Here is a 13,594-nt window from a genome sequence, read left to right on the forward strand (position 1 = left end):
CGCGGTGGTTCACGATTTGGAGGAAACGATGATTCAAACGTATTTTGGACGCGTTTCGTTTCTCGATCGTGGTTTTCTGATTTCGACGGTGTTTGTTTTTGAAGCAAAATCGATCTCCCAAGTTTATCAACTCATTCAAGCTAAATTTGAAATCACCGAAGAACAAATACTGGATTTGAAAATAACAAATCGAAAAGCAATAAAAACGCACAAAGTAAACTCTCTTAAACAATGGATGGAAAAAACAATTTAATGACTCTTACCGCAAATACAAATAAAAATACAGAACCTTCGATTCAGCTTTTTAATGACGACTGTTTTAATATCTTTCCTCAGATTCCGGACAAATCAGTAAATTTGGTTCTTTGTGACTTACCCTACGGAACAACGGATTGTAGTTGGGATAAAGTTCTTCCTTTCAAAGAGCTTTGGGAACAATACAACCGGATGATCGTAGAAAATGGGGCGGTCATCCTTACAGCAAGTCAGCCTTTTACCACGGCTCTGATCAATAGTAACCCGAAAAATTTCAGATATGAACTCATTTGGTATAAAACGAAAGCGTCCGGATTTCTGAACGCGAACAAAATGCCGAATAAATCACATGAGAATATTCTGATTTTTTACAAAAAACTACCTGTCTATAACCCACAAAAATACCAAATCGATCCTAAATTTCAAAGAAAAGGAAAATCTTCTAAAAAGAATTATTCTAAGCTCTTTAACGTTCGAGGACCAAAATCAGAAACCTATCAATACCTCGATCTTGGTCAAAGACATCCAGATTCTGTTCTTTGTTTTCCTTCCGAATCCGGAAAAGGAATCCATCCTACGCAAAAACCTACTGCACTCATGAATTTTTTGATCAGTTCTTATTCCAATGTTGGAGACACGATCTTAGACAACTGCATGGGAAGCGGAACAACGGGAGTAGCCTGCATTCAAACGGATCGAAATTTCATAGGGATTGAAAAAGAAGAGGAATATTTCGAGTTAGCACAACGAAGAATAGAAATCGCTAAGAAAATTCGCAGACTCAAAACACTTCCTTCCATTTTTTCGGAAAAGGAGAAGACAGATGAATGATTGGGAAATTGCAAAGCTGATCCTCACATATACGTTTTGGGCTTCGATCGCTTGTTTCTTTTTCTTAGGAGTGATCGTTCGGGTGGTCATCGATTATATTACGTTCCTTTCTTCCTGGTTTAGAGAAGAGGCTAACAAGATTTCTTTGCAAAAGAATGTGTCAGAAGCGATAACTTACGAAGGTGAGCACAAGGAAAGAGTAATGGCGAAGGCGTTGCTTAGAATGGCGCGGGAGATCGATTTACTTAGGGAAAAATCCAAATGAAAATCATATCCTTTGGCTATACCGCCGCTCCTCTTCTCGCGGGAAGAAAAACAATCACGCGACGTGAATGGAAAGATGAATATGCTTTAAAATTTCACCCTGGGGAAATTGTCCAAGCGTATGATAAGCAAGCTCGTTTCGGTGGGAAGAAAATTGGAGAGATAAGAATTTCTTGGATTATAAAGCAAAGTCCTTTGTTAATGCCGGACTCCGACTATGAAGAAGAAGGATTTGCGTGGTTAGATGAAAATCCAGAATTTATTCCTAAAAAATTCATTCTCAAGGATGGAACAAAGGATATGAAAAAGTATTTTCGTATGTGGGAAATGTTCGGAGAACCGTGTTGGGCGATCAAATTCGAGCCTGTGAAACTCTTACCCTTCGAATCGTTTTTTACATCTCGAAATTCCTCACTTACAGAAGTCACATTTTGACGAAGAGATTGTATCAATGAATCATACAAAGATTGAATGGACTGATTTGACTTGGAACCCAACAACTGGTTGCACGAAAATATCAAGTGGCTGTAAAAATTGCTATGCTGAATCTCTTACAAAACGTTTTGAAAAAATGTGGGGAAAGTTTTCGGAAATAAAATTGCATCCGAACCGGTTGGATTTTCCACGTACGGTAAAAGGAAAACGAATATTCGTAGATTCGATGTCTGATCTCTTTCATAAAGACATTCCGTTCGATTTTATCGATCAAGTTCATTCGGTCATTGGGGAATGTCCTGAAAATATATTTCAAATCCTTACCAAAAGAATCGAGAGAGCGAAAGAATACTATGATTCCAGGAAAAATTTCACATTAGAAAACGTTTGGCTTGGAACTTCGATAGAAAGTCAAAACGTAGTTGAAGATAGGCTTCGTCATCTTATACAGATTCCGACTAAAGTTCGATTTCTTTCCTGCGAACCATTACTCGAAGAAGTTGATGTTTCAATTTATTTGAACGCTTGGGGTTATATCGATTGTTTCCCAATAGATTGGGTTATTGTAGGCGGTGAATCCGGTCCGGGAGCGCGACCGGTTCAAGCGGAATGGATTCGTTCGATTCGCGATCAGTGCAATATCGCGAGAGTTCAATTTTTCTTTAAACAATGGGGTGGAAGAAATAAGAAAGAATCCGGACGAGAGTTAGACGGAAGAGAATGGAATGAATTCCCGAAGGGGATAGTAAGATGAGTAGTCTTTTCCAAATTTGGACTTTAAAATCTAAAGCCGATATTTCAGAAGAGAATTTCCGTAATCTTGTAGAATCCATTTCCGGAGAAAGATCAACAAAAAATCTTTCTAAAGTTCACTTAGAAAAAATCGTGACCGCAATTTACAAATTACATCCTGAATTGAAAAAGAAAAATGTCGCTGATCGCCGCACTCCAATTAAATATTCGTCCGTTCCGAAAAACAATTCTAAATTCAAATCAATAATAACACCAGATCAAAACGAGTTGATTAAAAATCTTGTAACAGCTCTCAATTTATCAGGAAATTATGAGAATCTTTCGACAAATTCTCTTCCAGTTAAAATGTTTAAGAAATCGTTAAACGAACTTTCCAGACATGAAGCTCAGTCTGTAACTGAAGCACTCAAGGGAATGTTGATTCGCTCGAATCAAGAACTGTTTGATAAATTCCTGAAAGATATGACGCGCTCTGAAAGCGTTCTCCGGATAATGCGTTTGATTTTGGTTAAAGGAACGGGTGTTTAGGGTGGAATTTAAATCTAAATTCCGACGTTATCCGAATGCTTTTTCGTATTATTTCTTCGTAATATTCTTGAATTCTTCTTCGTTCGTTTTCAATATTTTGTCTATAACAGGTCTAAAAACCTTCTAAAACCCCTTCAAAAAGCCGGTTTTTCCTCGATTTTCCTACGTTTCCGTTTAGACTTTCCTGGGTATCTCTTCTTTCAGTGTTAGGGGGGGATACCTACTGTAATTCATTGGAGGTTTTTACAATGAAACAGAACGAAAAAAATAATGCGAGGAGCGTTTTCGATTGCGACATTCCTCACTCTATTTTTATTTTTTCTTATGAGTTGCGGCTCTAAGGATAGTAATAAAGACTTAATAACCAATTTGGTTTTGGCTCAAATTTTAGCGGGTTCGGGAGATCAGCCGCAGGGAAAAGCGGAATTTAGACTTTCTAACACAAAGAAGTTACTCTCCGCTCGTTCCTCAAACGTTCAACAATTTAAAACGTTGTCTACTGCGTCTTGCGGATTTATCGGGAGACAATCCTCAAAATTACGGTGACGGTTTTACGGATCATTTTATAAAACCGTATTTCTATTCGCAAAAAAAACGATGAACAACTCAATTTTGGATATGAATAACTTTCGAGTGACTGACGAAATCTTTTGAAAGTTTTTGACCGTATTTCGTTACACTCTCGGAAATTCAGGATAGCGATCTTTTTAAATTCTGAAAAGTTCGACGTATGAATCTGTCCAGATCTCAATTCTTGCGGTATTTAGGAAAGGGTGCGTCCGCGTTGGCGATTGCAAAATCCGGAATTCTTTCGGCTTCCGCGAAGTCGAAAGAATTCATTCGTTCCAAATCGAATGAGCGGTTTCAACCGATCTCTCCGAGTGAACAAGATTCTTTGATCTTATCTCCCGGTTATCGATACAACACAATCGCTCTTTACGGAGATCGGATAAATCCTCAAGGGGATACGTTCGGTTTTAATTCCGACTTCAATTGTTTTTTCCCCTTTGGGGGTAAGAAGGATACGGGACTTCTCTGGAACAATCACGAGACTCTCGGAGTTTTGGAATACTACGTGAACGGGTACGACAGTCAGAAGCAAGGACCCAACGAGAGAACGGACAAGCAGATCGAACAATATTTGTACGCGTTGGGCGGTTCTGTAATTCGAATCGCGAAAAAGAACGGGGACTGGACTCTTTCTCCCGATTCCTCTTACGGAAGAAGAATCAATGGACTTACAGAATTTCGTCTAACGGGTCCCGCCGCCGGAAGTGCCGCGGTGGGAAATACGAACAAGGTTTTCGGTACGTTTGCGAACTGTGCGGGAGGGGTTACTTTTTGGAATACCGTTCTTTCGTGCGAAGAAAATGTGGAATGGATCATAGAACCCTGCAAACTTCCGCACGAAACCCATTACGGCTGGGTGATCGAGGTGGATCCGTTCGATCCCAAATCCGTTCCGGTCAAACATACCGCTTTGGGACGATTTGCCCACGAGAACGCTGCGGTTGTTTTGTCTTCCTCCGGCAAAATCGTGGTTTATATGGGAGACGACGCTCGCGACGAATGTGTCTATAAGTTCGTATCCAAGGATTCTTACGATCCGTTTCTGGGAGTGGAAAATTCCTCCCTACTCGAAGCGGGAATTTTATATGCGGCGGACTTCGATAATGGAATTTGGATTCCTCTTGATTTGGAGTCGAACGAAACATTAAGAAATTCTAAAAAAGAAAACGGTGATAGACATTTTGAAACCCAAGCGGACGTTCTCGTCCATTGTAGAAGCGCCGCTAGAATTTGCGGTGCGACTCCGATGGATCGTCCCGAAGACATAGAAATCCATCCGTTGGACGGCACTGTTTTTATCGCGATGACCAACAATGACAGACACGGAAATTTATTCGGACAAATTCTCCGCATCCGGGAAAAATCCGGGGACCACGCGGGACTGGAATTCGATTTTGAAGTGTTTGTTGCGGGAGGAACTGGTTCGGGATTTGCCGCTCCCGACAATTTGGCGTTTGATAAAAAAGGGAATCTCTGGATCGTGACCGATATTTCCGGTAAGAACTTAAACAGATCCGTATATAAGAAATTTGGAAACAACGGATTGTTTGTGATTCGGACCCAAGGCCCGGATGTAGGTAGGGCGTTTCAATTCGCTTCTTCTCCCATCGGAGCGGAATTTACAGGACTCTGGTTCACTCCGGATCAAAAGGAGCTATTCCTCTCCGTCCAACATCCGGGAGAAACCACGAAGGACTATCGTAATCCCACGAGCCGTTGGCCTCACGGAGGGAACTCCATACCAAGGCCCGGAGTAGTTGCAATTTATTTAAAGTGATCGATTACTTGGCGGCTTCGATCGCTTCTGCTTCCGTGATAAAGTGAGTGAAAGGTTTCCAAAGTCCTAAAAGGTTGAAAATCTGGATTACTTTGTCGGAAGCTTCCGTCAAAAATAGTTTTTTACCGTCGTTTAAAAGTTTGTATCTCAGTTCGAAGATGGAACGTATACCCGAACTGGAAATGTATTTGAGTTCGTTTAGGTTTAGAATCACTGCGTTCGGATGCGGAGGGTCGATGACCTCGCTTTTAAAATCAGTAAAACTGTTTTCATCCAATCTGCCGTCGAGTATATAAACGAAAATTTCGGACGAGATTTCTTTCTTTTTGATGTTCAATTGACTCATAATTTACGAACCACTACGTGTAATTTTTTTTTAGAGAGGCTAAACTCAGCTTTTGCACCCGGCGGAAAATCGTAAATCGTTTCCGCAAGAGAATCGATCGAAATTCCTCCTTTCATTTCCGAAATTAGACTGAAACTATCGGCGACCGTAAAATGGTCCAGAGCATACTGAGTATGTCCCTTTTTTCTAAGTTCTCTGCAATAGACTTTGAAGAAAGGGGATTGTTTGTCAAAACTTGTGTCTGTATTTTCACAGGACATAACCCAGCCGGTAGAACCCGCTCCGGTATAAACTAGAAGTCCCGAACATTTTTGTTCTTCCATTTTGTTGCCGTGACAGATCAGAAATCGGCTGGTTAGATCGGGGCTATTATTTCGGATCGAAATTTCGCTGATTCCTCGTAGAGTGCTGACATTCCTTCCGTTCGGATAGTCTATCTTGACTTCAATCAAGGGCCACTCTTCAATGATCGCATTTTCCCAGTTCGTCTCAAGTGCTTTTTTAATATCTTCTACATGAAAGGAAAGAAGCGCTCCGACGGACGTAGGCGGATCGGAATTACATCCCAAAACGAGCGTGTCCACGGCGTGGTGCGCGACGAACGTGAAATGATTGTCTCCGCCCAAAGCGATCACGAGATCATAATCGGAAGGAGGATTACGATCCATATCTTTTCGAAAAATAAAAGTGCTGTTTGGAAAAAGGCGCTTGAGAGTTTCTCGATTGGAAAGTTGTCTGAGATGGGATTCGTGGATCCTTGCAAAAGAATCGTTTTGAATCCTATAAATTTTTTCGATCTTTTGGAGCGATCCCCATTCTTCCAGGTCCAACTCGAATTTGGTTCGTTTACCTAAAATGAGGACTCGTTCGGTTGCCTTTAGTTTTTCTAGGGACATGAAAATGATCCAAATACAAGAAATGAATTTAGTTACAAATGATCGAGATTTTTTCAAAGAAAGTTCGGGGATTGAAGATACTCATTTTGTTTTTTCGATATCAAAGCCGAATTATCACTTGAACCCATAGCATTGAAGGTTACTCTAGAAATCTGCCCCGGTTTGGCGATCAGAAACGTGAAAATATAGTTATGTTGATAAAAGACTTTATGTCCCAGCAAAACGGCAAATCCGAAAATTGGGCGAGGAAGAAAAGGCTCATAGAAAGTACGATATCTGAAAAAGGAATGGCGGAAGGTTCTGTATTTGTGTCAGAGTTTTTCTAGAAAAGATCAATGATATCTCCAGAAAATTACCCGTTGCTTTTTCTATCGATTGCAGTTGCGGTCGCAAGCTTCCAAAGAAATCAAACTAAAACCCTAATGAGAAAATCCGAATTTTATTTCTTTCACAAAGACGAATATTACAAGGCAGTGTTTTGTTTTTTCGAACTTACAAAAAAAGTCGCTTCTTTCGAAAGCTTTTCTAAAAAAGTCTGTAGACAATCGGAGATCGGAAAAGAATGAGTTCGGATGTAAATTCCGGATTTCCTTTTTATCCTTTTCGGGATTTTTTATTGGGAGAAGTGCTCTTAAAAACTCTCCTGGAAAGCGGCGTTTCTTCTCAAACCGCAGAAGAAGCGATCTTGTCGCATCTTCCTCCGGGTCGCAATCATTTTGTATGTACACCTAACGCTAAAAAACAAACCTTGCTCAATCTTTATCCGGAAAAGATCCGGAATCTTTTGAGAGAGAATCGGGAAGAAGGGATCAAACAAGAATTTCGTAATATGATCAAAATCGAAGAAAGAGTGGATCTTGCGCTGGAGCTTTTGGAATGGTTGTTTTCTGGCTTTGAAGATAAGAGAAGTCTGTTAATCGGTTTGTTTTCTCTGTTCTTGAACGATAAGATTTCCTTACAGGAAAACTTTTTGGATCGATTGAAAAAAAATTACGAAGAGGAAATTCTAAAAGATCTCCAAAATTTGGAGTGAACGGTCACCGGTATTGGATTTATGGTGAAAATCCAATAAGACATGCTGTGTGTCTGAGTTCGAAAATCAGAATATATAAATATCCTTATATTTCGAGAAATCGGGCCGGCCCAATGGATACGGAAAAGGATTCTTTCAACAGATCCCTTTCTATGATGATCGGGATCTGGGAATAGGAAAAGACGCGTTACGCGGCGGCTGTAGAAGCGGATGTTGTTTCGATAGGAACGTCGGATCCGCGAAGCGCTTTTTTTCCTTTTTCGGTCCAAATCGCTCTTTGGATTTTGATGATTTTCAATAAGTGAAGGACCTTCATTATTTGATACGTAAGATCCAGTTCGAACCAGCGGAACGCGAAGTTTGGAGAATTGGGATGAGCATGGTGATTGTTTTGATACAATTCGCCTGCGATCATAAAGTCCACAAACAGAGTGTTCTTCGAATTGTCCGGATTTTTTTTATGATTTCTATAACCATACATATGCCCGCACCAGTTCACGATTGCGCCGTGAAGCGGTCCCATCACCCAGTGGATTGGAAGTAGCAGATACCATCCGTACTGTCCTGCGGGAACGAAATAAAGGTAGAATAACGTGTAAAGGGTTCCGCAGAACAATCTGAAGGTCCAGGAGTCGCTGAGTCTATCGATTGCCGGCCACTCGGGGTAGTTGCCTCTAAATTCTTTTTCTACATTCGCTTTTCTGTCTAAGATTGCCTCGTAATTGAGCGCGGTTTTCCACATCATGTCCAAAAATCCTTTAGAGGCAATCGGAGAATGGGGATCTTTTCCGGTATCGCTGTATGCGTGGTGTTGTCTGTGCATAATCGCATAAGCGCGCGGATTTAAGAACGAGGAGCCTTGTGCCACACAAGTGAAAATGTGAAAAAATTTTTCCCAAAACTTATTCATCTTAAACATTGCGTGAGCCGCGTATCTGTGTAGAAAGAACGATTGGACAAAAGCCGATAAGAACCAATGCCCGATAAAGAAAGATAGAATAATCACCATTTGGTATTAACTCCTGTTGAATACTATGAGCGGTTAATACTGCGCAGGTTGCAGAAAAGTTGGGAATTATTTTAAAAAAAGCGAAATTTTTTGATCTTTTAAGTCTGTTTTTCGGGAAATGAGCAACCAAGTTCCAAGTTTTTTTATTTAAGAAATTACTATAAGACAAGATGGCGCTCCATGGGAAGCTATAACCTTATCCACAATTACTTGGATCGGAAGATAAATCTGTCGGAATTACGACAAATCCTCTCTGAAACTTAGTTCCCACCCTTATTTTTGGTGGAGGGTGATGAGCGACCCGTAGGGAGCAAATCATTGAGCCTGGAGGCGGAAAGACTCGGGAGATTTTTCTCTATCAGAAAATCATACTTCTTGCAAGTAAAAAGTATCATTCTTGTCGGAACACTTGAAAAATATCAGTTTTGATCCTTATTATCCCAAAAGTCTTCTTAATTTGTGGGGTTGGTTATGGTTGGGAGCAAGATTTGAGTTTAATGTGAGTTCGGTGGTTGAAAATAAGAAAGAATTTTCTAAAAGTAGAAATTCCTACAATTTCGGAATTTGTTCGTAAAATCGTGATTTGTGCTGATTTTCTTATTTTAAGAATCAATTTACAAAGATCAGACTCCAATTCTTTTCAGAAAAATGAATCATGGGTTTCTTACGACCCTGCTCACGTTAATTAGAAGAGGTTCTTTGTCGTGAAAAATATATATATTATTTTTGTTGTATAGTTTTAGAATTAGCTTTGAGTTTTAAGGCGTTTTATTAAAAACGTGTTTGATTCTTACCAAGAAAATGGAATCGAAGAGAATGAAAAAGGAGAACTTATGAAAGGAAAAAAAATCGGAATTTTAGGTTCCGGCGTAGTAGGGCAGACTCTCGCAAACGGATTTTTAAAATATGGGGCCGAAGTAAAAATCGGTACGAGAGATTCCGGAAAACTCAAAGATTGGTTATCCAAGGCGGGAACAAGTGCGTCGGTTGGGTCATTTGAGGACGCCGCCAACTTCGGAGAAATTCTTGTGCTGGCCTCCAAAGGAAATGCCGCGTCCGAGGTGTTAAAGTTGGCTGGAATAGATTCTTTGAATGGTAAAACGATCATCGATACAACCAATCCGATCGGGGAAGAATCGCCCCAAAACGGAGTCTTGAAATTTTTTACAACATACAATGAATCTCTAATGGAACAATTCCAGAAGCAGGTTCCCAAGGCGAACTTCGTAAAATGTTTCAACTCCGTCGGAAGCGGTTTGATGGTAAATCCTCACTTAAAAGACGGAAAGCCGAGCATGTTCATTTGCGGAAACGACGAATCCGCCAAAAAACAAGTAAAGGAAATCTTGAATCTTTTCGGTTGGGAAATCGAAGACATGGGAAAAGCGGAAGCTGCGAGAGCGATCGAACCTCTTTGTATTCTCTGGTGTATTCCTGGATTTCTATCTCAATCTTGGACACACGCGTTTAAACTTCTGAAATAACTCAGGAGGATAACATCCGGTAAAAAGATGATCGTCCTCGCTTTTTTGAATGCTTGTAAATTTTGCGACGAATTCGTTAAAAGTCGATGGCCACCCTGCACTTTCGAAAGTAGTGTATACTGTTTTTCGAATTCGTTTTTATTTGGAAGAATGATTTTTAATTCTCGTATTCGAAAATGCCTAATAGATTCTAATTTTCGAATACAATTTGGACAGGAGTTTTTATATTTTTTGAATGTGCATTGAAAAGGAGCGAGTTGTAGGTTTTAATTAGAGTTTTTGAAAAATTAATTTTCTATCCGTTTCTGCTTCATTGAAATGGATGTTTGAAGCGATTTCTAATCTGAACCATGAAATTTTTCTACAACTCTATTGCAAAAAACATAATATTTTAAAGGTATTTTTTTCGATGCTTATCTTTTGGCGAGTGTATCTAAAAGTTTGCGGGCGTTTATCTTTGTTTCTTCGTACGCTTTTAAGTGTGTTTCACATTTCTCTTTCGCTTTTGGAGAGGAACCTTTAATTCTTCCCGCTTTTTTGCCTAGTAAATAGAACCATTCTCCGTCTGTATCAAGACCCGACATGTATTTTTTAAAGGGCGGAAAAGTCGAACCTTTTACTCCGGATAAGCCTGTTTCCAGTAAAGCATAATCTAATAGTGTAAAAATGTGATTAGGTATGCGGATTTCTTTAAGACTTGTTAAACATGCCAACGCTTCTAAGGCCGGAGTTTTTGCGAGTGATCTTACAAATCCGAGGCTAAAAAATTCTAATTGGTTCAGTCCGGAAAGAAAATCAAAACTTTCAATCGGTTGGGCCCAGTCAAATGTACCGTTAATACTGAGATAACGAAGTTCTTGGGCGCGACCGAGTCCGGAAAAGTTTGTGATTCTTCGAACGTTTTCGATGTGTAAGGCTTTGAGATTTTTTAATTCCCCGATTGGCTCCACACTTTCAAAACCGGAAACATATTCTAAGACTAACTCTTCTACGTTTTGAAGCCTGATTAGAAAATCAATGGTCTTGGGGCGAGCATGAGTAATCCTTAATCTTTTAAGTTTACCAAGTATTGCTACAAAATTAAGCTGCTCTTTATTTGGTTGATGAAGCGTCAGTTCTTTTAGTTTAGGTAAGGATCCGATTGTTTTCCAGTTTAGGTCGTTGCCGTAGATGGTGGCAATTGAAACAGAATTTTTGAGCTTGAGACCAATCGTCTAGATGATATTTATGTCTTTCTATGTTAGGCAGGATGGCCCAATGCCCGTATGTTCTATCCAAAAGGTCTCCAAAATGATGTTTCATTTTTACGTTATCCGGGATTTCGAATTTATTCTCCAGCATAATGGTGTCTCAATCACAGTCAATGCTAAGAATCTATCCTAATCTTAAAATGTAGGAACTACTACAAATTTATATTTCAGTGTGAAACTTTGAAAGTGTAGGTGGCGTAATTTATGAAAACTCGCACGTTTCGTTAAGAGTGAATTTGGGATTTAAAACATGTTCGAAATTTAAATCTACGTTCGATTCAAAAAATTCTCTAAAATCACTCGGCACAGAAAGTTCTAAGAACCGTTCTTTAATATGGATATTCTTTTATTGGATGACGGTCAAAAAATTGAATCTGCCTTGATTGAGGGTCCGTTCGGTTTGGATTCTCTTTTGGTTCCGTTTGCTTATTGGGATCGTTTGAGTCGGGAAGAGAAAAAAATTCTTCCGAGACGTCTTCCGTTTCTATTACGAAGATACGGGAAATACATTGCGGCGATGAAACGTCTCCATTGTAAGGCGGGTAAAATCAAATACAACCGGGGAGTCGGGAAAATGAAAAAATTCAGTATTCGTGTGAATACTGGGACTTGGGCGATTTTAGGTGCGCTTGCGGCAGCGCACGGTGTATCAAGGTGTTATCTTTTTAATTATATGCTTTGGTTGGAAGACGTCGGAGTGGGAGATTCTATCGTGGAGACTTTAAATAGAGGAGTTCCTAGTTTTCATGGGACTTACAGAATGATCTGGACGCTCGATTTACGACAAAATCTAATATCCAGGGAATTGGAATTCAAACCGAACCCAATGACCGAACGCGATCTCCGGGGTTCCTGACTATTCGTCGAAACTGAGTATCGAATCACAAACGTAATATACGAAAACCGCTTTCTATATTTTACTAAAGTCTCATTAGGGGATGATTCAAACGGACTTCAAAACACATCCTTGGACGAAACGATCGTAAGTTAACGTGAGCAAGTTCGTAAGGAAATGAGAAAGAATTTTCTAAAATTAGGAGTTCCTAGTTTTAGAATTTATTCGTAAAATCGAGATTTGTTGTAGTTCCCACAATTTAAGAATCAATTTACAAAGTTCAAATTCAGAAAAATGAACCGCGCCGAACTCACGTTAAGTTAGGTTTTAACACACGTTTCACGGACACAAATCCGAGAAGATCGATTCTAAAACTGTAGATTTTTCCGAATTTCTCGGAGGGCTATTCCTTCCAGAGTTTCAAAATTTTCGGGACCCGAGTAGGGAAGATGTTCGATGATCTTCAAGCCGAAATTGCCGTATTCGTTTTTGATCCATTTCTTGAGCTGAAGATCCGTTTCTACGGAACGATCGACGACGGGTTTTGACTTGCGGATAAATTCCAGAAGATTGCCGATTCCATACTTGGTTTTTGCGGAAGTTTTAAAAACGGGGGGAAGATTTTTTCCCGGCATGACGTCTTTTAAAAATTCCAGAGTGGAAATTAACATATGATAGCTGGAATTCGCAAGAACCTCTTCGTCGCATTTGTTGAGAATAAAAGAATCTGGAACTTCCATGATTCCGCTTTTCATAAACTGAACCTGATCACCACCTAACGGTTGTAAAACGAGAAAAGAAAGATCCGTAAGTTTCGAAACTTCGATCTCGTTTTGACCGATTCCGACGGTTTCGATAAACACATAACGAAAGAAACAGCGAAGCAAACGGATCACGTGATACGTATATGGATTGACTCCGCCTAACTCCAATTGGCTTGGTTGGGAACGGAAATAGATCCTTTTCTCTCTTGCGGGAAGAGAGAGGCGGGTTCTATCGCCGAGCAAAGAACCACCGGAGATATGGCTGGAAGGATCGATCGCGACGATCGCCATCGTTTCTTCGTCGTCGGCTTTTAGAAATTGAATCGCCAATTCTCCGAGTAAGGAAGATTTTCCGGCCCCGGGAGTTCCGGTAAAACCCACGGTGAGAGAATTTTGGCCCGTAAGACCTTGAGAAGCAAGAGACTCGAAGAGGTTTTTTCTAAACTCGAAAGAATCCGGTTTTTCAACGCCGGAGATGAGTTTCGCGATAGGAAATTTTTCTCCTACGCGCGCCCCTTCGATGAGTTCCGCTAGATCTTCTTTACGATGTTTCACCGTGTGCCC

General features: G+C 40.2%; 15 protein-coding genes and 1 pseudogene. 11 read left to right on the forward strand and 5 right to left on the reverse strand.

The annotated features are described in order from the left end of the window. Window positions 1–28 precede the first annotated feature (28 nt). From FHG67_RS22520 to FHG67_RS19980, 7 genes are all read left to right on the forward strand, one after another. Complete coding sequence (locus FHG67_RS22520; RefSeq protein WP_036075496.1) at window positions 29–253, forward strand: hypothetical protein; 225 nt, start codon at window positions 29–31, stop codon at window positions 251–253. Beyond that, complete coding sequence (locus tag FHG67_RS19950) at window positions 253–1,086, forward strand: DNA-methyltransferase (RefSeq protein WP_004498882.1); 834 nt, start codon at window positions 253–255, stop codon at window positions 1,084–1,086. Before FHG67_RS22520 ends, FHG67_RS19950 begins: the two co-directional genes overlap by 1 nt. Next, window positions 1,079–1,351: a hypothetical protein gene (locus FHG67_RS19955; RefSeq protein WP_004498893.1), complete on the forward strand. Its 273-nt coding sequence runs from the start codon at window positions 1,079–1,081 to the stop codon at window positions 1,349–1,351. The genes FHG67_RS19950 and FHG67_RS19955 overlap by 8 nt, the downstream gene beginning before the upstream one ends. Then, window positions 1,348–1,785 (forward strand): ASCH domain-containing protein, encoded by a 438-nt coding sequence (locus tag FHG67_RS19960; protein WP_004498841.1) that lies wholly within the window; start codon window positions 1,348–1,350, stop codon window positions 1,783–1,785. The genes FHG67_RS19955 and FHG67_RS19960 overlap by 4 nt, the downstream gene beginning before the upstream one ends. Window positions 1,786–1,801: 16 nt before the next feature. Then, window positions 1,802–2,539, forward strand: coding sequence for a DUF5131 family protein (locus tag FHG67_RS19965; RefSeq protein WP_004498904.1), 738 nt, complete (start codon window positions 1,802–1,804; stop codon window positions 2,537–2,539). Continuing rightward, the gene (locus tag FHG67_RS19970) at window positions 2,536–3,066 is read left to right on the forward strand and encodes a phage protein GemA/Gp16 family protein (protein ID WP_004498890.1); all 531 of its coding nucleotides are present in this window, start codon (window positions 2,536–2,538) and stop codon (window positions 3,064–3,066) included. The genes FHG67_RS19965 and FHG67_RS19970 overlap by 4 nt, the downstream gene beginning before the upstream one ends. Before the next feature lie 730 nt (window positions 3,067–3,796). Continuing rightward, window positions 3,797–5,413 (forward strand): PhoX family protein, encoded by a 1,617-nt coding sequence (locus FHG67_RS19980; RefSeq protein ID WP_004502106.1) that lies wholly within the window; start codon window positions 3,797–3,799, stop codon window positions 5,411–5,413. A 4-nt stretch (window positions 5,414–5,417) separates the two neighbouring features. On the opposite strand, the gene FHG67_RS19985 is transcribed toward FHG67_RS19980, so the two are convergent. Then, window positions 5,418–5,759 carry an STAS domain-containing protein gene (locus FHG67_RS19985; protein ID WP_002625173.1) on the reverse strand — a complete coding sequence of 114 codons (342 nt, stop codon included), beginning with the start codon at window positions 5,757–5,759 and terminating at the stop codon, window positions 5,418–5,420. Beyond that, window positions 5,756–6,655 carry an NAD(+)/NADH kinase gene (locus tag FHG67_RS19990; RefSeq protein WP_004499147.1) on the reverse strand — a complete coding sequence of 300 codons (900 nt, stop codon included), beginning with the start codon at window positions 6,653–6,655 and terminating at the stop codon, window positions 5,756–5,758. The genes FHG67_RS19985 and FHG67_RS19990 overlap by 4 nt, the downstream gene beginning before the upstream one ends. Window positions 6,656–6,990: 335 nt before the next feature. Here FHG67_RS19990 and FHG67_RS21905 point away from each other — a divergent pair, with 335 nt between their 5' ends. After that, a complete protein-coding gene (locus tag FHG67_RS21905; RefSeq protein ID WP_036076066.1) occupies window positions 6,991–7,221 on the forward strand; it encodes a hypothetical protein in 231 nt (76 codons plus the stop codon). Then, a complete protein-coding gene (locus tag FHG67_RS19995; RefSeq protein WP_004499152.1) occupies window positions 7,218–7,688 on the forward strand; it encodes a hypothetical protein in 471 nt (156 codons plus the stop codon). The genes FHG67_RS21905 and FHG67_RS19995 overlap by 4 nt, the downstream gene beginning before the upstream one ends. A 187-nt stretch (window positions 7,689–7,875) precedes the next feature. On the opposite strand, the gene FHG67_RS20000 is transcribed toward FHG67_RS19995, so the two are convergent. Further along, entirely contained in the window at window positions 7,876–8,697 is an 822-nt protein-coding gene (locus FHG67_RS20000) for an acyl-CoA desaturase (protein ID WP_004499153.1), read from the reverse strand. 833 nt (window positions 8,698–9,530) lie between these two features. Between FHG67_RS20000 and FHG67_RS20005 the strand changes: the two genes are divergently transcribed. Next, window positions 9,531–10,181 carry an NADPH-dependent F420 reductase gene (locus tag FHG67_RS20005; protein ID WP_036058979.1) on the forward strand — a complete coding sequence of 217 codons (651 nt, stop codon included), beginning with the start codon at window positions 9,531–9,533 and terminating at the stop codon, window positions 10,179–10,181. A gap of 413 nt (window positions 10,182–10,594) precedes the next feature. Here the strand turns inward: FHG67_RS20005 and FHG67_RS22525 are convergent. Then, window positions 10,595–11,483, reverse strand: a pseudogene (locus FHG67_RS22525) (leucine-rich repeat domain-containing protein). 282 nt (window positions 11,484–11,765) lie between these two features. Here FHG67_RS22525 and FHG67_RS20025 point away from each other — a divergent pair. Continuing rightward, window positions 11,766–12,287 carry a DUF1564 domain-containing protein gene (locus FHG67_RS20025; protein WP_016759666.1) on the forward strand — a complete coding sequence of 174 codons (522 nt, stop codon included), beginning with the start codon at window positions 11,766–11,768 and terminating at the stop codon, window positions 12,285–12,287. Between the two features lie 347 nt (window positions 12,288–12,634). Here FHG67_RS20025 and FHG67_RS20030 read toward each other — a convergent pair whose 3' ends face one another. Beyond that, complete coding sequence (locus FHG67_RS20030) at window positions 12,635–13,585, reverse strand: P-loop NTPase family protein (RefSeq protein ID WP_002619641.1); 951 nt, start codon at window positions 13,583–13,585, stop codon at window positions 12,635–12,637. Window positions 13,586–13,594: the final 9 nt, after the last annotated feature.

This window comes from Leptospira weilii (assembly GCF_006874765.1).
GTDB lineage: Bacteria > Spirochaetota > Leptospiria > Leptospirales > Leptospiraceae > Leptospira > Leptospira weilii.